At 40.9% G+C, this 20,848-nt stretch carries 22 protein-coding genes and 1 tRNA gene; 15 read left to right on the top strand and 8 right to left on the bottom strand.

Annotated elements, in window-relative coordinates:
* The first annotated feature begins 17 nt into the window (after positions 1-17).
* Positions 18-1,298, top strand: coding sequence for a DNA cytosine methyltransferase (locus AOC28_RS00105; RefSeq protein WP_072582017.1), 1,281 nt, complete (start codon positions 18-20; stop codon positions 1,296-1,298).
* Here AOC28_RS00105 and AOC28_RS00100 read toward each other — a convergent pair.
* The 4 genes from AOC28_RS00100 to AOC28_RS00085 all read right to left on the bottom strand — a co-directional run bounded on the left by AOC28_RS00100 (position 1,295) and on the right by AOC28_RS00085 (position 5,110).
* Entirely contained in the window at positions 1,295-2,524 is a 1,230-nt protein-coding gene (locus tag AOC28_RS00100) for an MvaI/BcnI family restriction endonuclease (protein ID WP_072582016.1), read from the bottom strand. The genes AOC28_RS00105 and AOC28_RS00100 overlap by 4 nt on opposite strands.
* Positions 2,525-2,644: 120 nt before the next feature.
* Entirely contained in the window at positions 2,645-3,124 is a 480-nt protein-coding gene (locus AOC28_RS00095; RefSeq protein ID WP_072582015.1) for a hypothetical protein, read from the bottom strand.
* A gap of 140 nt (positions 3,125-3,264) precedes the next feature.
* Positions 3,265-3,852 carry a hypothetical protein gene (locus tag AOC28_RS00090; protein WP_072582014.1) on the bottom strand — a complete coding sequence of 196 codons (588 nt, stop codon included), beginning with the start codon at positions 3,850-3,852 and terminating at the stop codon, positions 3,265-3,267.
* Positions 3,853-3,856: 4 nt separating this feature from the next.
* Positions 3,857-5,110, bottom strand: a complete 1,254-nt coding sequence (locus AOC28_RS00085) for a tyrosine-type recombinase/integrase (protein ID WP_072582013.1) — start codon at positions 5,108-5,110, stop codon at positions 3,857-3,859.
* A gap of 268 nt (positions 5,111-5,378) precedes the next feature.
* On the opposite strand from AOC28_RS00085, the gene AOC28_RS00080 reads away from it, so the two are divergent.
* The 4 genes from AOC28_RS00080 (at position 5,379) to AOC28_RS00065 (ending at position 8,559) form a co-directional block, all read left to right on the top strand.
* Positions 5,379-5,454, top strand: a tRNA-Phe gene (locus tag AOC28_RS00080).
* 134 nt (positions 5,455-5,588) lie between these two features.
* Complete coding sequence (locus AOC28_RS00075; protein ID WP_083564187.1) at positions 5,589-6,812, top strand: tyrosine-type recombinase/integrase; 1,224 nt, start codon at positions 5,589-5,591, stop codon at positions 6,810-6,812.
* 173 nt (positions 6,813-6,985) lie between these two features.
* Positions 6,986-7,828 carry a Wzz/FepE/Etk N-terminal domain-containing protein gene (locus AOC28_RS00070; protein ID WP_072582012.1) on the top strand — a complete coding sequence of 281 codons (843 nt, stop codon included), beginning with the start codon at positions 6,986-6,988 and terminating at the stop codon, positions 7,826-7,828.
* Positions 7,829-7,893: 65 nt separating this feature from the next.
* The gene (locus tag AOC28_RS00065; RefSeq protein WP_072582011.1) at positions 7,894-8,559 is read left to right on the top strand and encodes a hypothetical protein; all 666 of its coding nucleotides are present in this window, start codon (positions 7,894-7,896) and stop codon (positions 8,557-8,559) included.
* On the opposite strand, the gene AOC28_RS00060 is transcribed toward AOC28_RS00065, so the two are convergent.
* Positions 8,556-9,125, bottom strand: a complete 570-nt coding sequence (locus AOC28_RS00060; protein ID WP_072582010.1) for a site-specific integrase — start codon at positions 9,123-9,125, stop codon at positions 8,556-8,558. The genes AOC28_RS00065 and AOC28_RS00060 overlap by 4 nt on opposite strands.
* Before the next feature lie 1,150 nt (positions 9,126-10,275).
* Between AOC28_RS00060 and AOC28_RS00055 the strand changes: the two genes are divergently transcribed.
* From AOC28_RS00055 to AOC28_RS11275, 10 genes are all read left to right on the top strand, one after another.
* A complete protein-coding gene (locus AOC28_RS00055; RefSeq protein WP_072582009.1) occupies positions 10,276-10,716 on the top strand; it encodes a DUF6641 family protein in 441 nt (146 codons plus the stop codon).
* 162 nt (positions 10,717-10,878) lie between these two features.
* Positions 10,879-11,064 carry a hypothetical protein gene (locus AOC28_RS00050; RefSeq protein WP_072582008.1) on the top strand — a complete coding sequence of 62 codons (186 nt, stop codon included), beginning with the start codon at positions 10,879-10,881 and terminating at the stop codon, positions 11,062-11,064.
* 76 nt (positions 11,065-11,140) lie between these two features.
* The gene (locus tag AOC28_RS11345) at positions 11,141-11,641 is read left to right on the top strand and encodes a hypothetical protein (RefSeq protein ID WP_072582007.1); all 501 of its coding nucleotides are present in this window, start codon (positions 11,141-11,143) and stop codon (positions 11,639-11,641) included.
* Positions 11,642-11,725: 84 nt separating this feature from the next.
* Positions 11,726-12,967 carry a hypothetical protein gene (locus tag AOC28_RS00040; protein WP_072582006.1) on the top strand — a complete coding sequence of 414 codons (1,242 nt, stop codon included), beginning with the start codon at positions 11,726-11,728 and terminating at the stop codon, positions 12,965-12,967.
* A gap of 119 nt (positions 12,968-13,086) precedes the next feature.
* Positions 13,087-13,488, top strand: coding sequence for a hypothetical protein (locus tag AOC28_RS11280; RefSeq protein WP_143143847.1), 402 nt, complete (start codon positions 13,087-13,089; stop codon positions 13,486-13,488).
* 125 nt (positions 13,489-13,613) lie between these two features.
* The gene (locus AOC28_RS00035) at positions 13,614-14,840 is read left to right on the top strand and encodes an MFS transporter (RefSeq protein WP_083657582.1); all 1,227 of its coding nucleotides are present in this window, start codon (positions 13,614-13,616) and stop codon (positions 14,838-14,840) included.
* Between the two features lie 242 nt (positions 14,841-15,082).
* Entirely contained in the window at positions 15,083-16,582 is a 1,500-nt protein-coding gene (locus tag AOC28_RS00030; RefSeq protein WP_072582004.1) for a DUF4118 domain-containing protein, read from the top strand.
* Positions 16,579-17,268: a winged helix-turn-helix domain-containing protein gene (locus tag AOC28_RS00025; RefSeq protein WP_072582003.1), complete on the top strand. Its 690-nt coding sequence runs from the start codon at positions 16,579-16,581 to the stop codon at positions 17,266-17,268. The genes AOC28_RS00030 and AOC28_RS00025 overlap by 4 nt, the downstream gene beginning before the upstream one ends.
* A gap of 21 nt (positions 17,269-17,289) precedes the next feature.
* Positions 17,290-19,245, top strand: a complete 1,956-nt coding sequence (locus AOC28_RS00020; protein ID WP_072582002.1) for an APC family permease — start codon at positions 17,290-17,292, stop codon at positions 19,243-19,245.
* A 98-nt stretch (positions 19,246-19,343) separates the two neighbouring features.
* Positions 19,344-19,721: a hypothetical protein gene (locus tag AOC28_RS11275; protein ID WP_143143846.1), complete on the top strand. Its 378-nt coding sequence runs from the start codon at positions 19,344-19,346 to the stop codon at positions 19,719-19,721.
* On the opposite strand, the gene AOC28_RS00015 is transcribed toward AOC28_RS11275, so the two are convergent.
* From AOC28_RS00015 to AOC28_RS00005, 3 genes are all read right to left on the bottom strand, one after another.
* Positions 19,677-20,024 carry a DUF3024 domain-containing protein gene (locus AOC28_RS00015; RefSeq protein WP_072582001.1) on the bottom strand — a complete coding sequence of 116 codons (348 nt, stop codon included), beginning with the start codon at positions 20,022-20,024 and terminating at the stop codon, positions 19,677-19,679. The two genes, AOC28_RS11275 and AOC28_RS00015, sit on opposite strands and share 45 nt — an antisense overlap.
* Before the next feature lie 103 nt (positions 20,025-20,127).
* Positions 20,128-20,415 carry a helix-turn-helix transcriptional regulator gene (locus AOC28_RS00010; RefSeq protein ID WP_072582115.1) on the bottom strand — a complete coding sequence of 96 codons (288 nt, stop codon included), beginning with the start codon at positions 20,413-20,415 and terminating at the stop codon, positions 20,128-20,130.
* Between the two features lie 20 nt (positions 20,416-20,435).
* On the bottom strand, positions 20,436-20,759 hold the full coding sequence (locus AOC28_RS00005; RefSeq protein WP_072582000.1) for a type II toxin-antitoxin system RelE/ParE family toxin: 324 nt from the start codon (positions 20,757-20,759) through the stop codon (positions 20,436-20,438).
* Positions 20,760-20,848 lie beyond the last annotated feature (89 nt).

Raw genomic sequence — 20,848 nt, 5'->3', positions numbered from 1 at the left:
ACTGTAAAATAGATAACATGAAACACAAAAAATTATATGTGGCTGACTTTTTTGCTGGTTGTGGTGGCTTGTCTTTTGGGCTTGAGCTGGCTGGCTTTCACCCTGCATATGTAAATGAGCTAAACAAAGATGCTATTGAAAGCTATTTGTTAAATCGTGAAGACGAATATCCATATCTGCGCGATATAGCTTTTCATTGCAATGACATTAAAGACTTAGTCCTAAATAAAAAATTATTAACAAATACAATTAAAGAATTTAAGAATCAATTAGGTATTAATATTAAAAATGGCGATTTAGATTTGTTAGTTGGCGGTCCACCATGTCAGGGATTTTCTGGCATTGGTCACAGACGCTCATACTCTGTGGATAAAGAACAGCTACCATCAAACCATTTATACGAAGACATGGCTTATGTTGTTAGTGTTTTGAAACCAAAAATATTTTTATTTGAAAATGTAAAAGGGTTGCTATCTGCAAAGTGGAATGGAGATGGTGTTAAGGGAGAGATTTGGGATGATGTGCAATCAACTTTTAAGAAGTTGAAAGACTACCAAGTCAACTTTAGCTTAGTTCGCGCTAAGGACTATGGCGTGTCACAAAATCGTCCAAGAGTCTTATTAGTAGGGATTAGAAACGATGTATATAAAAAATCTGAATCCCTTATTAAAGGCAGTGTAGCCAATGGCTTCTTGCCATCCCCCACATATGAAGCATGTGATTTAGACAACTTGCTGGGCGATCTTGTAGACGACAACTATGTGAATGGTGGATTTACAGATAAGTATGTAAAACCTGCTAAAACTAAAATCCAAAAATATTTCCGTACAACTACAGATGGTAAGGTACTTGCAAAGGGGGCATCATTAACTGAGCAAGAGTACAGCAAGCATGCTCCTAATGTTCTTGCTAAATTTAAGTACATGCATGCACATGATGGGAAAATACATGAGAGCATGCAAACTAAAAAGTTTGCACAAAGAGTGTTACCTGCAAAGTGGGATGAAGGCGGACCGTCCATTACTGCAACATCATTGCCTGATGACTATGTTCATTTTTCACAACCACGAACTCTTACTGTAAGAGAGTGGGCAAGATTGCAGGGATTTCCAGACTACTATCGTTTTGCTGGTTCGCGCACTACGGGCGGTATTCGTAGAGCAGGAAATCCACGCGAAGGTAATTTTGCAAGAGAGTTGCCCAAGTACACTCAGATAGGCAACGCTGTACCTGTTTTCTTAGCTAAGGCTGTAGGTGAACACTTTGCAAAAATAATTAACAAAGCAAACGAAAGTTAGTTACTTGTTAAGCTGATTATTTTACTAGGTGGAAAAAGTAAATCAAAGTTACTTGGTTTAATTCTAAATAGGTAGCCATGATCCCTCGTGCTATTCCCTGTAGCCTTTTTAGAGAGAGTGAAATCCATTGTTATTGCACCAATCTCTATTAGAGCTGGCAAGTTTGCAGTGAGTGGATTTTCTGTTTGCTCCACCTCTATGTAATGGAAGCACTCAATATCTTTTTCATTTTTCTTAGTCTTCGCTTTTACCCAAAATGTTTTCTTATGCTTTGCCTCTAGTTGTGCTGACAAATTCATTAAGTCCCAAACAACTACAGGATCAGATTTTCCATTCTGTGTTTTATTGCACTCTACTAAATTTTCATTTTCATTTATAAGTAAATGTAAAAACTGTGGATTGGGAGAGTTACTTACTGTGCAATACAGCTGAAGTCTATTTGTCGTTGCATCAACATAGCCACACTTATTAAGTATGGCCATACCATTCTTACAGCTACTTAGATTCCAATTTGGGATTTGAGAAAAAAGGCTGACATTATTTGATGCTCTATTGTTTGTGCCTCGTACCCTCTTAGTTTTAATCTCTATGCCTTTGTAGTCTGGTGCTCTATTGGAGTTTGCGTGTATGCCCAGTAATGTCTCTAGTGTCATTCCAACACCCGTATCTCCGTTGCGTAATGACTCTACAAACCCCATATTTGAAATAACCTGTAGTTTGCTAATTAACTCTTGTGCATGTGGATCCAAGAATTCACTCTTAGCCTGTAGTAATTCTGCTAAAGGAGTGTCAGGTGCTAAATGTAAGTTACCCGCCTCATCACTCTGTATAAGTTGTTTATCACTTGCATTAAATAAAAATAACTTTTCATTAATCTTTATAAACACAAGTAAGTTATATGGATTAGCGTATTGATTTAATTTGTAAACCCATAAACGAGGATCTCCGTGCTTTGTTTCAGGCCTGTACAGAGAGAGTGTTGTTATAACTATTTCGCTGGCTGTTATTACATTGATTTCTTCTGTTACCTTTGCATCAGTGCCTTTGCCTTGCAAATCAAAATCATGTACTCCATTTTGAGCTAGGTAGCTCCTTAATGCGCCATGTGCATCCAATATTGACTTGGACATTCCAGTTTCCGTCGGCACTAGATAGCCTGCCTCAGTATTAAAAGAGGTTAGTAGCTTTATAAGATTGGGTAAGGGTATATCTGATTTGGATAACATTTATCAATCTTATTACTTTTTTGAGCATAAAGATTGATTTTGATATTTGTATTAGCTTTGTCATATTAATGAAAGCCATTAAAGGCTAAACAACTAATTGAAATGATTGCTTGTAAGTCTCTAAAACATTGTGAATAGAGTTTTCGTGTCTAGCGAGTTAATCAGTTTGTATCTTACATTTTGTATATTGCTTAAATCAGCTAGGGCGGCTGTATAAGCGCCGTCCTTAAGCACAAGAGAACAAGCAACAATGCTTTCAATGTCATCATAGTTGTCATAAGCATAGCGATATAAATCAAAATCTAATACATAGTCACACTTCACACCTAAAGCATCAGGCGATGTATCAAAGTAATTTCTATTCTCATCTATATTCCACCAGTGTTGAATTATTTCCGTTGTATTTGTTAGTGGATTAAACGGATGTACTAACCATCCTGTAACACTTCTAACCCCATCCATATTCTCAGCATTATCAATAGCGTTATCACTACAGTTGTTAGCTATTCCGCCACCTAATTGTTTTACGCTGACAACTTTAAGTTCCAGCTTAGTGTGAGGTTGCCTTGCTTTAATAAATTCTCTTGTAGCTTTGTACATATAAAACCTTTTTATCTATAAACAGCCTGTTTATGGGCTTTTGGGCTAATGGATATAAGGGTGAAATGGGCAGAAAGGGTAGGTTTTACAAAACGCAGGGTTTTTAACAGGTAGCAAAAGCCTGCTTTTTAATAAACCCACTATTTGCGTCGTTTTGCTACTGCTTTGTCATACTCTCTACTCAACTCCAACTGCTCCTTTTCTTCTGCGCTCAAATCGTCTTCCATTCTTTCGCGCAAGCTATCTTCCATTTCTTTTACTTCTCTATCACGCCTGTTGCTATAGCCATAGCTTTGCCCATCAATCCTGTTAAATCCATTTCTGCGTAGTGCAATATTGCCTGCGCTCCATGCGTTCTTATCTTCATCTTTTGCTTTACTAAACGCATCCATAAACACATGAGCCGCTTTTACTTCGCTTTGGTGCAATAGCTTTTCTATTCCACCGCCTACACCATCTTGCGCTTCCTGTAGTGCTTGCTTATATATTTCTAAACGCACTTCTCTAATCGTTTTCCAGCCAATCTTGTTTGCTTCTTCATTTGATTTAGGTGGCTTATGTATTTTGCGTAGTGCTTGTTGTTTAGTCCACGCATCTTTTAACACTTGCTGTTGCTCTTTACTAAGCAACGCATTTATATCTCTGGCTTCCAGTGCATCACCACGCTCTAGTTGCTCTATGCGTTCTTGTATGCGTCCAACTAAATGTGTGACATTGAGTTTTGGCATAGATTTAAGCCAGCCTATCTGCCGCCATCGTTGCTGTAAGTTTGCTGTAATGTTTTTCAATCATGCCCACACTCGTTCCCATTTGTTTAGCAAGCGTATGAACATCCATAGCGCCATCAGTTAAAGCCAATGTAGCATAAGTGTGGCGCAATGAGTACAGCGTTCTGTTCTGTCCTGTAGCTGTGTCTTTTAATAAGCCACTTGCCTTCATAAGCCATATAAATGTTGTATGAAAACTTTTAGGCTGTTCGCCGTTGCTGTACTTAAACAAATATATATCGTGTTTCTCTGCTAATACTGCATCTAAATCCTTCCCCTTAAATAAATCCTCCCTACTAATCAACCTCTCTAATGTTTCTCTCACAATATGCTTAGCAATCAGTAAGCGTGAGCCTGTCTTGCCACTTACCCATATACGCAGATAACGCTTGTCTGTATTAGTGTCTGTGTACCATTCTATGTGCTTCCATTTAATGTGTAAGCTCTCTTTGCCACAGCGCATACCTGTACCAATCAATAACTCTATGTAGTCTCTACTCAGCAGACGCATTTCTTTTGCGCGAGCACTATGTCCACCTTTACTGTAGCTATCTAAAAAATCTAATAAGTAATCAATCTCTGCTCTTGTGAAGCCTGGTCGTGCTTTGCCTTTTTCTCCGCGCCTACTCATTTGTGCTGTGGGTAAGTTTTCACTCAGCCATCCACGCTGTATTGCTGTATCTATCACTCGTCTGTATGCGCTGGCGTGAGTTGCTAATGTGCTTGCTAATGGAATGCGTTTCATTAGTTCATTGCGCCACACTTCATATTGACGCATTACTTCTGCGTCTATATTTTCTATATAGTAGTTTTCAAAAAACGGAATAAGATATTTGTTTATTGCTCTTGTGTAGTCGCTGTTAGTCATTGGCTTTATGCCAGCGTCTATTTCTGTTCTTATATCTTGTAAACAAACTTTAGCGATAGCACCAAACTTGCGACGAGTGAACGACAACCCTAAACGCTCTCTAAATCTCGCCTCGTCATATATGTCGCCTGCTGTTCGTATTGCGTAGTCTATGTTGTGATGCTTTGTGCTTACCCTGCGCCACTCCTTGTCATATAGCCTGTAGCGCATCTGCCATACGCTACTGTTTTCACGCTTGTACAGCACTACCTCTCCGTCGCGCAAGTAAACAATATTGTCATTTTGTAAGGTGGTGAGGCTGTTGCTACTTGTACTTTGTGCTTTAACTAACTGTGTAAACGGACGACGCATTTTTATAGCGTAGTGTCAGTACAGCACGAGGACAACCTGAATTTTGGTGTGCTACAACTGCTAACAGCAATATTTTGGTGAGATTTGTGTGCTTGTAGGGTGTGGTTTAAGTAAACGCAGGGTTTTTACAGTGGGACAAAATGGACACAGTGAAAACTATTTTGTATAGCGTACACACAGTAGAAAAGCTGATAACTACAAGGTGGAAACGCACAGTAGAGCATTTTTTAACAGCTTTAAGAACAGTTTGCGTATAATAAGCAGTCTTGGCCTGGTAGCTCAGTCGGTAGAGCAGAGGATTGAAAATCCTTGTGTCGGTGGTTCGATTCCGCCCCGGGCCACCAAGATTTAACCTGAAGCACCCTAACCGAATGGTTGGGGTGTTTTCTTTTGTGCTTGTACAAATTTTTGCTCTTTGCGTGCGTAAAAATAATCTACGCTCCCCGCACTTTAGCAACACGCTGTTTAACTTTGCGTAATGACACTCGCAAAGCATCTACGAATACTAACAGCTCACTACACCTCTAACCCTAATATTTTGTATTTGCGTGATGGTGAAGTAGTTTTGTATCGTCGTAGTGCCAGCCCTTTATATCAATGTCGCTTTAAGTTAGCAGATGGAAGTTGGTACAGAGTAAGCACACGCAAAGCAAGCGTAGAGCAAGCCGTTGCTGTTGCGTGCGAAATGTACGATGAGATAAGGTTTAGACAGCGGTTAGGTTTAGCACACATAGCACACAACTTCGCACAAATAGCAGACGCAACATTAGACGAGCTACGCAAGGAGCTGGACTTAGGTAGAGGCAAGAGTGTGTATCACTCGTACATCACTTGTATTGAAAAGTATTTCATCCCGTACTTTGCGGAAAAACATTTAGAAGAACTTACGCACGCAGACATAGTGGAGTTTGAACTATGGAGAAATAGGCAAATGGCAAAGCTACCTAAAGCAAGCACACTCAATAACTTTGCCAGTGCGTGGAGCAGGTTATGTAGTGTTGCTATAGGTAGAGGATGGATTAGCGAGCGAGTGGCAATACCTAAGCTATCAACGCGAGGACAAAAGAGCATCGCCCGCCCAGCCTTTAGCAGAGCGGAGATAGAGGCATTGCTTGTTTATATGGTGGAGTGGAGCAAGCAAGGCAGACTTGCTGTAGAGCGTGAAATGCGTCCGCTACTGCGTGATTATGTTGAGATGTTATTGCTAACGGGGATGCGTCACGGCACAGAAGCGTTGGGTATATGTTGGAAGCACATAGAGTGGCATACGGACAAGGGCGTTAGGTACTTACGAATATGGGTTAACGGTAAGACTGGCGGTAGATGGTTGATAGCGAAGCATAGGGCTGTTGATGTGCTTAAACGCTTACATAGCAGACAGCAGGCACACAATGGTATTGAGTTTGAACAGCTACTTAAAGAGCGGACAGCACATAAACTTTTTACATTTACAGACGGCTATCAGCCCCCCAGCTTGAATGGAACATTTAGAAGGTTGATGCGTGATAGTGGTTTAGAGAAAAGTGAAGACGGAAAAAATAGAACTTTGTACTCATTGCGACATACTTATGCTACATTGGAGCTTATAGAAAATGATACTAATGTTCATACTCTTTCTAAGCAAATGGGTAATAGTTCGGCAATGATTGAAAGACACTACAGCAAACTAACAGCAACAATGGCGGCACATAGATTGGCATAACTTACATGATACAAATCTCCCCCCCCCCGAATAAACACAAACACTTTTGTAAAACGAAAGATTCGTTTTACAAACCCAGCAATAATCTTTCTCGTCGTTTCTCTTTCAGCCTATATATATGGTTTGGCTGTTTTGGTAATGGAGTTGCTTGACATTACTTGGGGGATTGACAAATGATAGATAACAATTTGAACAATACAGATGACGAGTTATCTCTGTTAGAAGTATTTGACTTTTTTAAGGAAAACTACAGAAAGATTTTGCTTAGTGGATTTATTGGCGGAGTGTTGGGCGGTGCTTATGCTTTTATAGTTCCACCAAAGTATCAAGCAACAGCAAATATTCAAGTTGCTAAGGTAGCTAATAGTGATGTTGAGACTCCAAATATCTTATTAGAAAAGCTCCAAATGCCTATGTATTACTCACAAAATAGTTTTGTGAGTTGTAAGGTTGAGGATTCAATAGAGCCTGGTAATGTTATTGCTAAAAGCATAAAGCCAGCATTAGCAAAAAATGCCCCTATTATTAGCATCTCATACAAAGCAAAAAATGTGGAAGACGCAAAGAAATGCTTGGAGAGTGTATTGAATGATATTCGTATAAGTCAAAACGAAATAGCAAAACCAATACTTGAGCAAAGAAAAAATCAGCTCGCAACATTAAAATCTAAACTTGAGTCAGCCGAGCAAATAACAAAAATATTATCAAGTAAAAAACCTAACTTTGACTTTTCAGACTCCAAGTTTTCAGCTTCTACATTGCTATTGGCTACTACTTTAAGCAAGGAGAATGAGGTTAAAGATTTGCGTACGCAGATAAGTGATTTAGAAATCGCTTTAACTGAACCACAAACAAAGGAAGCATATTTAACAACCCCAATCTATGCCCCAAATATAAAAGTAGAGCCTAAAAGAAGTTTGATTACGCTTGGAGCTGTTTTTGGGGGATTGGTACTTATGGTTGGTTATTTGTTGTTTAGAAAAAGTTGGATAAAGTTAAAAGAAGCCAATAAGTAGGCTCACGCACAAGGAGTTAAAGTTCAAGCATAATATCTGTACGAACCTTAACCCTATGTGCGTAAATGTCCAAGTTATCCGAAATACGAAACAAGCTACTACAAGCACAGCAAGCTAAATCCAATGCTGTAGCACAGCTTGATCCAAAAGCAAAAGCCAAACGCTTAAAGCGATTAAAAGAACTGCTCGCCCGTCTTAAAAAAGGTGAAGACATAACACGCAGGGATTTGAAGGGCGTTCTAACCGATGAGCAATGGCAAGATTTTGAAAATGCTAATGAATACTTAAAAGTTGATTACACACAAGTATTAGAGCGTCCGCAAGAGTTGAATATGTATTTGGACAAACTAAAGCAGGGTGATTTTTATCACGCTCGTGCTGAATCTACGCCAGTCACTGCCCGTTCTCGTATTGATAGTCGCAATAGACATGGGCGATTACGATTACACCATCAAGCTGAAAGTGCGTACGAAGATGCGGTAATGTATTTGTGTGACTTATTAGATGGTAATGACGCACAGCTCGCACAAGAAGTGAGATTATGGTTAGACAGAGAAGTTGATACGAGTGCTAGCAATGCTCCAAACGCTGACCCACAATCTGTGCCGCGTGTTAAAGGTAGTCGTAGCATACACAGCGAAAGTGCTAATGGCGGTGCTACCAAGTTTGATTTGAAAAGGCAATACAAGAGAGAAGCGATAGAAAACGCAATCGCCCGTCTTAAAAGTTAAATCAACTCCACTGCCCTGCGTTTAATGTCGTCGTTCGTATCAATGTAAATCATTGTTGTGTTGAGTGACTTGTGTCCAGCTAAGCTCGCCAATACACGCACACCAACGCCTTTGTTAGCAAGATTGGTAATAAAAGTCCTGCGTCCGCTATGCGATGAAGCTGAGCTAATACCTGCCTTTTTGTATAACCAAAAAAACCATTGTGTCATTGTGTTCGCACTAAACCCTATTCGTTTTTCGGTAAAAAACAAAGGCTCGGTATTGGTTTTGGGTTTATGAAAGTGTAGATATGACGCTAACTCTGTCCGTAGCTTCTCATTTACGAATACAACCCTGCCAACATTTCCCTTTGTCTGTGAGCTACTTAAACGCACTTCGTTTTTAATCGTACCATCCTCGTTGCGTATATCACATACCCGCATACTCGCAATCTCACCAACACGCATGCCACTATAAAAGCTGGTTAGCAACATTGCTCTGTTGCGTATTGCGTATCGTTGCTTTGTTGCTATGTAGCGTAGTACCTGATCTACTTCGTTCTGCGTAAGTGTTTTAGCTTGTGCCATTTTGTATCCCTTCTATCAAATAAAATGTTGTAGTTATTGTGTTTTCTTATTACCAATATTCCTACCTCTATCTGCTTGTTTAAAAACTTTCCAAAAAACAAGTGGTTAGCAACAAGTGATATGAAACTATGAAAAATATTTGGTGTTGTATTTACTGCGTTGTCCAAAAGCCACATCAAAAAACACGCTGTATGCTGTTTTTATCCAAATCTGCTGTGTATGTATTCGCTCTATTCAAAAAACTGCTTGTAGCAATGATTTGAGGGGTTTATGTACAAACTTATGCTGTATGCGTGTAAGTCTGTGTGATTACGCATAAGCGTACCAACTTTGTACAAGTCCAAAACCCCTTATAGCTCTTGGTTTTGAGGGCTACGGATTATTTAGGTGGAGTACTTAAACTTTTGGGTTGGTGATTTTTATCTAAGTCACCTTGTATAAGCAAACGCTTTGCGTTCGCTTGTGCTTTCGCTTTCGCTCATCACATTTTTCTCTTTCTTTACTAAACAAAATATATCTTTAGTGGTAAATCAATATTGATTAAAGAGCTTTTGTCAGATTCAACCTACACTGAGCCTTAAGCAATAGGCTCAGCTATAGAAAAGTTCTTTTGTCGAGTTCTTTACTACACTACTTAAAGCACAACCATATTTGGTAAGGGCGGTTTCGCTATCTCCTTTTATGTGCGGTTGAAATGAAACGCAACAATGACAAAAGCATAAGTAGCTACCTCTGTCTTGTTCGTAAGTTGCTGTGTGAGCAGGGCTTACTCGTGTTGTTATAGCACTATGTACTATCAACTTTGTGCTGTCTATCTACTTTATTCAATCAGTTAGCAAAACTGACGGCGTCCTGTTAAGGATAGTGAATTCAAGTCTCTGCTACCGCCCAGATTTTCCATCCCTGTGACTCTAAGTCCAGTTTTAGGGCGACATATCAACTGAGTGTCGCAACTCGTTATCGGTAGTAATAAATGGCGTATAGGACTTTCCTCTGTTCTATTCGTCACTTTTATTTATGTCAGTGAAAAGAGTTGATATAAAAAAGTGGCTTTTTATTTGGTGAGATTGGTAAAGGGAGCTAATAACGGTTGTCCTATGTACAAACTTGAACTTATTGTGTGTATAAGCAAACAAAAACAGGAACAGCAATGACAACATTCACCGCACTCAAACTTACGGCTACTAAAAAGCCAACTCAAGTACCGCAAGTACAACAGCGTCGCCTAAAGTTATCAAAACGCTTATGGGAGCAGATTGAGTTAGCTAAAGCAGAACAAAGTGGTACAACATTTAGCGTACAAAAGTTTCGTAGCTACACCGATAAAGAAAGTGGAGTACGCAAACAGATTGAAACAAACAAGCGATTAAAAAGTTGGTGGTTTGTCGGCGACAACGGCAAGTTGGCGATTGCTGTTAGGTACGGAGCAAGAGTATTGGAGTTGGCAAAAGGCAAGTATGCTGTAGAAGTTGCTACTGCGAATGATTTAGTGAGCACATTACAAGTTATTAAAAGTGCGGTAGAGGCAGGCGAGCTTGACGAGGCGATTGATGTTGCCGCTAACAAACTGCGAAGTGGATTTACAAAATGAAACAATACAAACTATGGGTACGCATTAGTCAAACGCAAACAGCCCACACGCTGATATATGCTGATAATGCTTATATGGCAAAGCAGTTAGGGGAAGCACAATACGGTGTTGATAATGTGCTGAACTACACAGAGGTGTGATGTTGTGTGTTGTAAATACAATATGCGTTTTTACGAAATCCAAACTATCAAACCCAAGCCACCGCTTACACCAGCACAAGCACGCATCTCCTCGCTTAAACAAAATGTTGATAACGATAAGAAGCGATTACAAGCGGAGCGTGATAGACAGCGACAACAGCGTGAAGCAGAACGGACACGCAAACAGCTACAGCAACGCTACGCATAAGCGTACAAAGTTCGTACAAGTCCGTAGAGCCACGCTGTATATAGCTTTGCGGTACGCTAATAAAAGTGTTGATTTGATGCGAAATCGTGGTGGTTTTGGTGGATTTTTGGACAATAAAAAAATCTTTGTGAGACGGATGGGAGGTATAGTTGCGATGCTGTACAAATACTTTTTTACAGCGAAGAAAAAAATACACACGCTCGCACACAACGATGAGGGTACGCTGTTAGACTTTGAAAATAAAAATAACGAAGACGGTCTATCAGAGTTGAAAATCCTTGTGTCGGTGGTTCGATTCCGCCCCGGGCCACCAAGATTACTGGGGTACGTACCGGACACATGCTTTACGTCCGGTACCGACCACATGGTTTACAGTTGCCGTTCACATCCCCCCATCATGAACTGTCCTTTAAAAGGACGCTTTATTTATTGGGGATTTGTCATCCCTGTGTTGGTCCTGCGTCTATTTAAGCGACTGTCATCTAGGGCCGGTGCTTGCGATGTCGTTTTAAACGACAAATATTTCAAGTGTTTACCCTTTCTTTACTCCATCACCAACTGTAATCAGTTAATATGATTCCAACAGACCTCTGAGCTGACTTGGCATTCTGCCAAACCTACCGCCCTAGATTTCGAACATAGTTCAATTCTTGGGGTGTCAGTGAATTCCACCATCATTAATGGCATCAAAGCAATTTGTAACTCAATTTCAATAACAATATTGATTGGGGGTTGTACTACTCCCGTCACTCCAGACTTTACAGAGATGTCGGCACGCTACGCTATCATTTTGGAGCAGTACCAATTAAATAGCATCCTGATTAATATCATCCGCGCATCCAATGAGCGCCCGTTAAGTTTTCTAGATATTCCCAGCATCAATGGATCTGGAAATGTAAGTTTTAATACAGGATTAGGTCCATCAATGAATGGATTCATTGGAGGGCTTGCAGGCGGCCCTCTTGGCATAAGCTCATTTAGCCCGAGTCTCAACCCATCTTTTGGTAATAGTTTTAACTTTTCCCAGTCCTCACTTGATAATGCCACTTTTCTGCAAGGATTTTTATCTCAAATCCCTATTGGAACTGCCAAGTTTTTTATTTCCGATAATATTCCGAGAGAGGTAATGTTTAGTCTAGTAGTTGCTTCAATTGAAATTAAGCAAGCTGATGGTAAATCTACTCGGTATATAAACAATCCGCTTTTACCAGAATATCCCGCCTTCCAAGCCGAGCTTTATAAGTTGCTAAGTTACGGCTTGACTGTTGATCAGGTCAAAGAGGGGCCAAAGAAAAATAGTTCTCCTGCATTAGGTAGAACAGCAAACTATTCACAACCTAACATGCCATCGCCTTATCAAAGTCCAGGTGGGTATGGCGGGTATGGTGGATCATCCGGTGCTTATGGTGGAATGTACGGCCAAATGCAACTGCAACCTCAATTTAAGATTTGCGTTGATGAGAACAAATTTGCCAACTTTGTTAAAGAAGAATTTAGCTCTGACATTTTTTGCAAAGCAAGTCTAAACGCCCCTAAAAATAAGAGCTCTAAATCTGAACTAATCTTAACCATTCGATCACCCAATACAGTCTTCGAATATCTTGGACAGGTAGTATCCGCCCAGAATCAAGAAAACCCCTTCATTGTTACATTGCCTCCATCAGCAACTACTCAAGCTCGAAAAATCGGCCAAGAAAATCAATATGCCTTATTGATTGTCAGAAAAAATGACTCAAGTAATAAAAATTTTGCAAGAGTAAAAAATATTGATGACGATGTTCATAGTATTCCAGCAAACGATAACGGCTATTCGCCAATGGTCTTGAAGATTATTTCGCAATTATTAAGCCTTAATAAAGTCCCTGGCAGTATCCCGGCATCACCAGGAATTCTCTTGCGTTAATGTCCAGCATGCTTTTTGCCAGACAGTATGACTTCACTCTGAAGTACAGCCTCCAAAGAGAGGGAGATTAAGTTTGTTCTTATCACCAACGGACATTTAAATAATTAAAAGGAACTGCCATGTTATTTCTTAGAGTATCGGTTTTTACTTTCTTCACACTTCTTGCATTTCAGACAAATGCTCAGCCATATCGAATGATTCCTGGCAATTGGTCTAATTCATGTCAAGCATCAGCTATGGAGGGGACAACTATGGTAGCGTCTTGTCAGAATGGGCGAGGCCAATGGGTAGCGGCAAGACTTACAAATGCCACCCAATGTACGAATATCTCTGCACAAAACGGTCAATTGGTTTGCTCTGGGGGGCCGCCTCCTTCAGTAGGAACGTCAGGAGGGGGCGTATACAACACAGGCTTAACTGGGCTTGCTTTAGAAAGATTTAACTATTGCATGAATTCTGGAATGGAAAATGGGCGGGGCTATGGAAACCCAACTGTACTTTGTGAGCAATGGGCTCAGTAACATTCCAAGGTAAATCCAAAAGCTCGATTTGAGTACAACGAAATTAAAAAGAGCTTGGATCAGGCATCCTCGGCCCTGGTTCGATTCCGCCCCGGGCCACCAAGAAATACTAAAATCACCTTCGGGTGGTTTTTTCATTTGGGCTCGGTTACATTGTTGCTATGAAAGCGCTCAAGAAAAGAATCCTGGGGTCTTGTTGTGGTGCCCATATTCTTCATGATGGATATACCGACCTACTGTATGTCATGTTTCCCATTTGGCAAATGGCATTTGGTCTATCGCTTGCTGAAGTTGGCTCTTTAAAGACTTTATATTCGGGGGCGATGGCTTCCTTACAAGTTCCATCAAGCATGTTGTCAGAAAAGGTCGGTGAAAAACGCCTATTGCTATTCGGCACTCTGATTGCGGCAATTGGGTTTTTATTGTCTGGTTGGACTACCAGTTTTTTAGGTTTGGCGGCCTGTTTAATTCTTAGTGGTATTGGCGCAAGCGTTCAACACCCCCTCTCCTCCTCATTAACTTCCCATGCTTTTGAAGGCTCGGAATTAAGGGGTGCTCTGAGCACATATAACTTTTCTGGCGATATAGGGAAGGTGTTATTGCCATCACTCTGTGCGGCTTTATTGGCAGTCTGGGATTGGCATACCGTAACCAGCGTGATGGGGCTCTTGGGATTGTTGGCTGTAATGTTCTTAGCAGTTGTTCTACCTAAAACAACAGTTACCAATCACTCTAAGACCCAGTTAAATAAGGCATCAAGTGATACAAGCGGAAAAGGTGCAGGCAGCAACTTTCTTAATCTAGGCTTTATTTCTTTATCGTCAATTGCTGCTATCGATAGCGCTACTCGTATGGGGTTTCTAACACTACTACCTTTTTTATTAATGTCTAAAGGCGCCACAGTCACGCAGGTAGGCTTTGCGCTGAGTTTAACTTTTGCTGGTGGCGCCGCAGGTAAATTTGTTTGCGGGTTTATCGCAGCTCGATTTGGCGTAATCAAAACCACTTTAATAACAGAGATTGCTACGTCTATTCTGATGGCTTTAACCTTGCCGCTAAATGTTGATGTTGTTATGTTGATGCTGCCATTAGTTGGTGTTGCCTTAAATGGAACATCCTCTGGGCTTTATGGAACTGTCCCCGAGTTAGTTCCACCGCACATGCGATCAAGAGCATTTGGAGTGTTTTATACAGTAACAATTGGTTCTGGTGCTATTTCACCCCTTGTTTATGGTTTTGTCGGCGATAGGCTGGGAGTCCCTAATACTATTGCCCTAATTGCTGGCTCAGTATTAATGGTGCTACCGCTGACTTTGGGTTTGAAAAAAGTCTTTAGAAGATTACAAGTCTAGAGCTAGGATTGGATATCTTTAGGCTTGGTCGATTCCGCCTCAGGCCACCAAGAATTTAAATAGCCCACTTGTTGGGCTATTTTCTTTTATGGCTTGGCAGGGTTAGACGCCATCGGATATCCCCATCAAGAAGTGTCCTTTAAAAGGACAAATCAAATTTTCATCCCTGTATCGGTGATGTCGTTTAAAACGACAAATTCATTTTTACGCCTTTTTTACGCCAATAGATCGAAAATAGTTAAGTGGATAAAAAGACAATAAATTCCTCTATAGCTAATCAGCCATTCTTCTCTGGCTTGATTTGTATTGGGATTTCATCAATTCTAAGTCTGGCTTGTACTACCCTGTTAGGCGTGGTGGATCTTGCCAATATTGTCATGATCTTCCTGCTAAGCACTTTTTTGATTGCTACTTCATTGGGCCGTAATGCCGCTACATTCTCGGCTTTTATCAATGTAGGATTTTTTGATTTCTTCTTTGTCACTCCAAGATTTTCATTTTCTGTAGACGACAGCCAATACCTCATTACTTTTTTGGTAATGTTGATTGTTGGTCTAGTTACTGGTCATTTAGCCGCAAAATTAAAAGAGCAAATTAAAGATGTTTCTGCCAGAGAGGGGCTGGCCAAAGCCCTTCAAAATTTATCCCGAGGACTCTTTAGCGCCCAATCAGATGAGCAGGTTATTCAAGTTGCTAAATCAGCTTTAGAGGGCCCAATCGGTATTGAAATAGATTTATTCATTACTGAGAGTCCAGAGAAGTTAAAGAGTACAAGATTTGATATGCAATCTGTTGCATGGTCTATGCAGAGCGGCACTCGGATATTTCATGAGGTTGATGAGGTGGATGGTAAATCCATCATTTATCTACCCATTCGCTCTGAATTAAAGACGCTGGGCATTCTTGTGGCGTCCGATCCCACAAAGTCTTTAAGGTACTACGGTCGTGACGATCTACTACAAACAGCCGCCAATTTAATTGCATTAGCTATTGCTCAATTGCGTTCTGTACAAGCACAGGAGCTCAGTAAAGTAGAGGCCGCTACAGAGCGTTTAAAGAGCGCAATTCTTTCTTCCCTCTCACATGATCTTCGTACTCCGCTGACAACCATGATTGGTTTGGCTGAGAGCCTGCAAGATCGGAATCAAAATATTAATGCTGAGAGTAAAGCCGATCTTGAAACCATTCGAGGCCAGGGTCTAAGGCTATCAAGCATGATTGGAAATTTGCTGGAGATGGCCAGATTGCAAACACAGGGCCCAACCCTTAAAAAGGAATGGCAACCAATAGAGGATGTTATTGGTTCTAGCATTAAACACTTCTCCACATCGTTTCCACAAAGCATTGTTAAGACAAGCATTGCACGCGATGTACCGCCATTGTTTTTTGATGAAGTATTAATTGAAAGGGTACTTTGTAACTTGCTAGAGAATGCCGCCAAGTATTCGTCTGAATCTGCAACTATTGAGGTGAGTGCTAACAAAAGCGAGCAATTCGTTGAAGTATCTGTAATTGACGCTGGTGCTGGTTTTGTTCAAGAGCCTGGTCAATTATTTGAGATGTTTGCTAGAGGAATTTCTGATACGAATCAATCAGGAATGGGATTGGGTTTAGCAATTTGCAGGGAAATTGTTGAGGCACACGGCGGTTCTATAGCGGCAAAGAATAATGAATCAAAGGTAGGCTCAGTAATTACCTTTACTTTGCCTATTGCTGAAAATGCTGGGTTACCCAAGCTATGAGCGATCAAGCCATCAAAGTATTGGTGATTGAGGATGATGCAGATATTCGCGGACTCATCATCAAAGTCATAAAAGGCATGGATCTAGTAGCCTTTGAAGCGCAGACTATTTTCGGCGGTTCGCAAGTAGCCGCAAAAGAGAAGCCCGATTTAATCATTTTGGACTTAGGTTTGCCTGATGGCGATGGCCTTGGTTTTATCAATAACTACCGCACATGGTCTACCAATCCCATCCTAGTGCTCTCAGCCAGAATGCAGGAGCATGAGAAAGTAAAAGCACTTGATGCAGGCGCCGATGATTACCTCACAAAACCTTTTGGTACTGCAGAGCTCATGGCAAGAATGCGAGTTCTTTTAAGGCGCCTATCTAAATCAGAGGTTAATACACCAATATTTAGTTTTGGTGATGTGAGGATCGATCTCAGCCTTCGCAAGGTCACTAAGGCTAATCAAGAGATTCATTTAAGCCCTATTGAATATCAATTGCTGAATATTTTGCTCACAAATAGCGGTAAGGTAGTGACACATCGTCAGCTATTGAAAGAGGTGTGGGGTGGTCAGCATACCGAAGATAACCACTACTTACGAATTTATATGGGGCACCTCCGCCAAAAGTTAGAGGATGACCCAGCTCAACCAAGGTTTTTATTAACTGAAACAGGCGTTGGATATCGCCTAGATATATAACCAAGAAACGCAGAGGACACGATGGAAAAAATCATTAATTTTTTTAAGGGCAAAGCCTTAGATCCAATGGATCCAAAAACAAGAGGGGCGATATCTATTATTCCGCTACTGGCTTGGGTTGGGTTGGGGGCCGATGGACTGTCATCTTCTTGCTATGGTCCTGAAGAGGCTTTCTTAGCTTTAGGTGCTAATCACAATATGGCGCTGTTCTTGGCAATGGCTACAGCCTTAACGGTGTTCATCATTGCATTGGGCTACAACCAAATTATTGAACTCTTTCCTACGGGTGGCGGCGGCTATAAAGTAGCTACCGCATTGCTGGGCTCAAAGGCGGGATTAATTTCTGGATCAGCATTATTGGTTGACTATGTATTAACAATTGCTATTTCCCTTGCCAGCGGAGTAGATGCCGCATTTAGTTTGATCCCACCTGAGTACCAAGACTACAAGTTGATCATTGAACTCGGCTTGGTGGTGTTCCTTATATTCTTAAACTTTAGAGGCATTAAAGAATCCATTTTGATTCTTTTGCCGATCTTCTTGGGCTTTTGTATTACCCACGCTATTTTGATTGCCTACGGTATTGGCGTTCATGCGCCTGAACTCGGGAATTTATTTCCAAATGCTATCTCCGAAGCAAATGCATTAGGTTCAAATTTAGGCTGGATCATGGTTGCATCCTTATTTTTAAAAGCCTACTCGTTAGGAGGCGGTACCTATACAGGATTAGAGGCCGTATCCAATAATGTGAATACGCTTGCAGAGCCTAGAGTGCCTCATGGCAAACGCACGATGTGGTACTTAGCATTCTCATTGGCAATTACTGCTGGCGGCATCATCTTGCTCTATATGCTTTGGGGCGCAGAAAAGGTTGAAGGCCAAACTCTAAATGCAACAGCGTTTGGTTCAATTATTAATCACTTAAATCCTAATGGCGGTGGAGTTAACGATATTGCCTTAGCTGTAGTTCTATTGCTCGAGGCTGGATTGTTGTTTGTTGCCGCACAAACGGGATTCTTAGATGGCCCAACTGTGCTTTCTAACATGGCGGCCGACTATTGGGTGCCAAGACAGTTCCGTGAGCTATCAAGTCGCTTAGTAAGGCAGAACGGTATTTTGGTGATGGGTGTTGCCGCTTTACTAATTCTTCTCTTTACAGGCGGCTCTGTTGCAACCTTGGTAGTTCTGTACAGCATTAATGTGTTCCTAACCTTTAGTTTGTCTTTATTTGGTATGTCAGTCTATTGGATCAAGCACAGTAAAAATAAGGGTTGGTTAAAGCACTTTTTGCTCAGCGCTTTAGGTTTTGTAGTCACCATCTCTATTTTGATGATTACCATCAGTGAAAAGCTATTTGAAGGCGGTTGGTTAACTATCCTGGTCACATCTGTAGTGGTAGTTCTTTGTCTCTTGACAAGAAAGCACTATGAGAACTTTAGGGTTCAATTATCAAAAGCGGATGAGGCGTTCCCAGATCTGCTGGTAGAGAAGTCAGAGGCTATCACTCAACTAGATAAATCTAAACCTGCCGCAATCATCTTGGTTAGTCGCCATCGTGGTGCCAGTATGCATGCCCTGATGTGGGCGATGAGACTTTTCCCACACTACAAGAATTATGTTTTCGTAGCAGTGGGTGAAGTAGATGCAACGAGCTTTGAAGGCCATCAAAAAATGGAAGAACTTAAAGAGAAGATGGAAAAATCGATGGCGTACTATGTTGATTTTTGTCATCAGCATGGATTAGCCGCAACTTCAAAAATTGGTTTTGGCACCGATCCAATCAAAGAGTTTATGAAGTTAACGGATGAGGCTTATGTTGAGTTCCCAAATGAAAGCGTTTGTTTCTCAAGCAAGCTACTTTTGGCTAAATCAAACTTCTTTACCAAGTTCTTACATAATCAAACCCCATTGGAGATTCAGGAAAGATTGCACTTTAGTGGGCGTCAAATGATCCTATTGCCTATGCGGGTTGGGTAATCTAATTTCAATTGAAAATAAAACCACTCTTCCGAGTGGTTTTATTTTGTCGTTTAAAACGACATTTACAGGCACTATGGCGGGTGATCGGCGCAGGGATGGCAACATATCTGTACACACTGAAAAATCGCCATTCGCAAGATTCTGATCTCATTGCTAAATTTGACCGGCACAAGGACGCAAAATTTTTAGACAAGTTAAGACTGGTGACTCAAGCCCTTGAAATCAAAGCGAAAGCGGTCTATCGGAGGATATTTGAAAATCCTTGTGTCGGTGGTTCGATTCCGCCCCGGGCCACCAAGAATTCAAAAAGAGAGCTTCTAGCTCTCTTTTTTCATTTGAAAGTTAGCATCGACACTATAAATCTTGTTTTTTATTCTGGAGTAGCTAATAGTCAAGGCAATGCAACTAGGGTGACTAACCCAAGCTTGTTATCCAAAGAAACAGCCATATTGATCGGCATCAATAACTTGTAGTGCCTCATTGAGATCTTTTGAGATTGGATTTGGCTCATAGGCTTGCCATTTTCCGCTGGCTCGCATCCAATAAATATGCCACAGAGCCTCAGACTGTATATACCGAAATTTTACAAACGGTCGTCGAGTTAACTCTCCTGGTTTTCCACGCCACAAAGGGCGAACTTCAAAAACACTTACAGTCTGGCCATCGATTTCGTAATCGTAATCAAGATCTTTTTTGATTTCAAGTGGAGCCAGAAGCAGACACCACTGCCCGACCAAATAGTCAATATCCCCTAGCTGTTCAATGCTAAATGCCATATCTGATTAGTTGTCCCAGAAAGTAAAACTGATCAATCAATTTTATTTCAAACATAGCTATTATGAATTATGGGTGAAATGATTACAGTGGATATAGACGTCCTCAGACTAAATGAAGCTCAACTCTCTTGCCCAAGGCCGCCGCATACTTTCTTAGGGTAGTTAGGCTTGGGGAATGTTTGCCGGTAGCCAGAGAGCTTTCTAATCTAGCAATAGCTGGGGTTTGTGTTCCCATCTTTTTTGCCACTTGAGCTTGCGTTAATCCAGCCTCTTTCCTTGCCGTAAGAATCTCATCAAGAATAGCAAATTCAGTGCGATCAAGTTCTTTGACTGCGGCTTTTACAGCTGGCTTTTTAAGCATTTTGCTTATCATTTGTTTATGGGTAAGCATTTTTGTTTTCTTCTGTGTTGTCATTTTTTCCACTCCTTCATACGTGCTTTCGCAATCTTTAATTCTTTCTCAGGCGTCTTTTGAGTCTTCTTAATAAAGCTATGGAGCATCACTATTTCTTTCTCCACCATCGTACAAAAGAAAACTCGGGCGATACCTTCAGCCCCTTTAAGTCTTAATTCAAATAAGCCGCCGCCAAATGAATCCGTATGAGGCAAGCCTAAATTCGGCCCATGCTCAATCATTCGAGTGGTCAATCCAATATAGCGAGCTTGAAGCGTGTCGGGAAGATTCATAATGTCTTCTTGAACCTGCTCGCTGTAATAAAGGATGGAATAGCTCATCCGTGTATATTAACAAATTTGTTAACATTGAGCAAGAGTAAATTGTCTTTTAAAGCAACAGTTTAGAGGCGGAATTAAACATCCTAGGT

Source organism: Polynucleobacter sp. MWH-Adler-W8 (assembly GCF_001889925.1).
In the GTDB taxonomy this organism is placed as follows: Bacteria; Pseudomonadota; Gammaproteobacteria; order Burkholderiales; family Burkholderiaceae; genus Polynucleobacter.
Note: the sequence above shows the minus strand (reverse complement) of the source record. Positions and strands in the feature narration are given on the sequence as shown.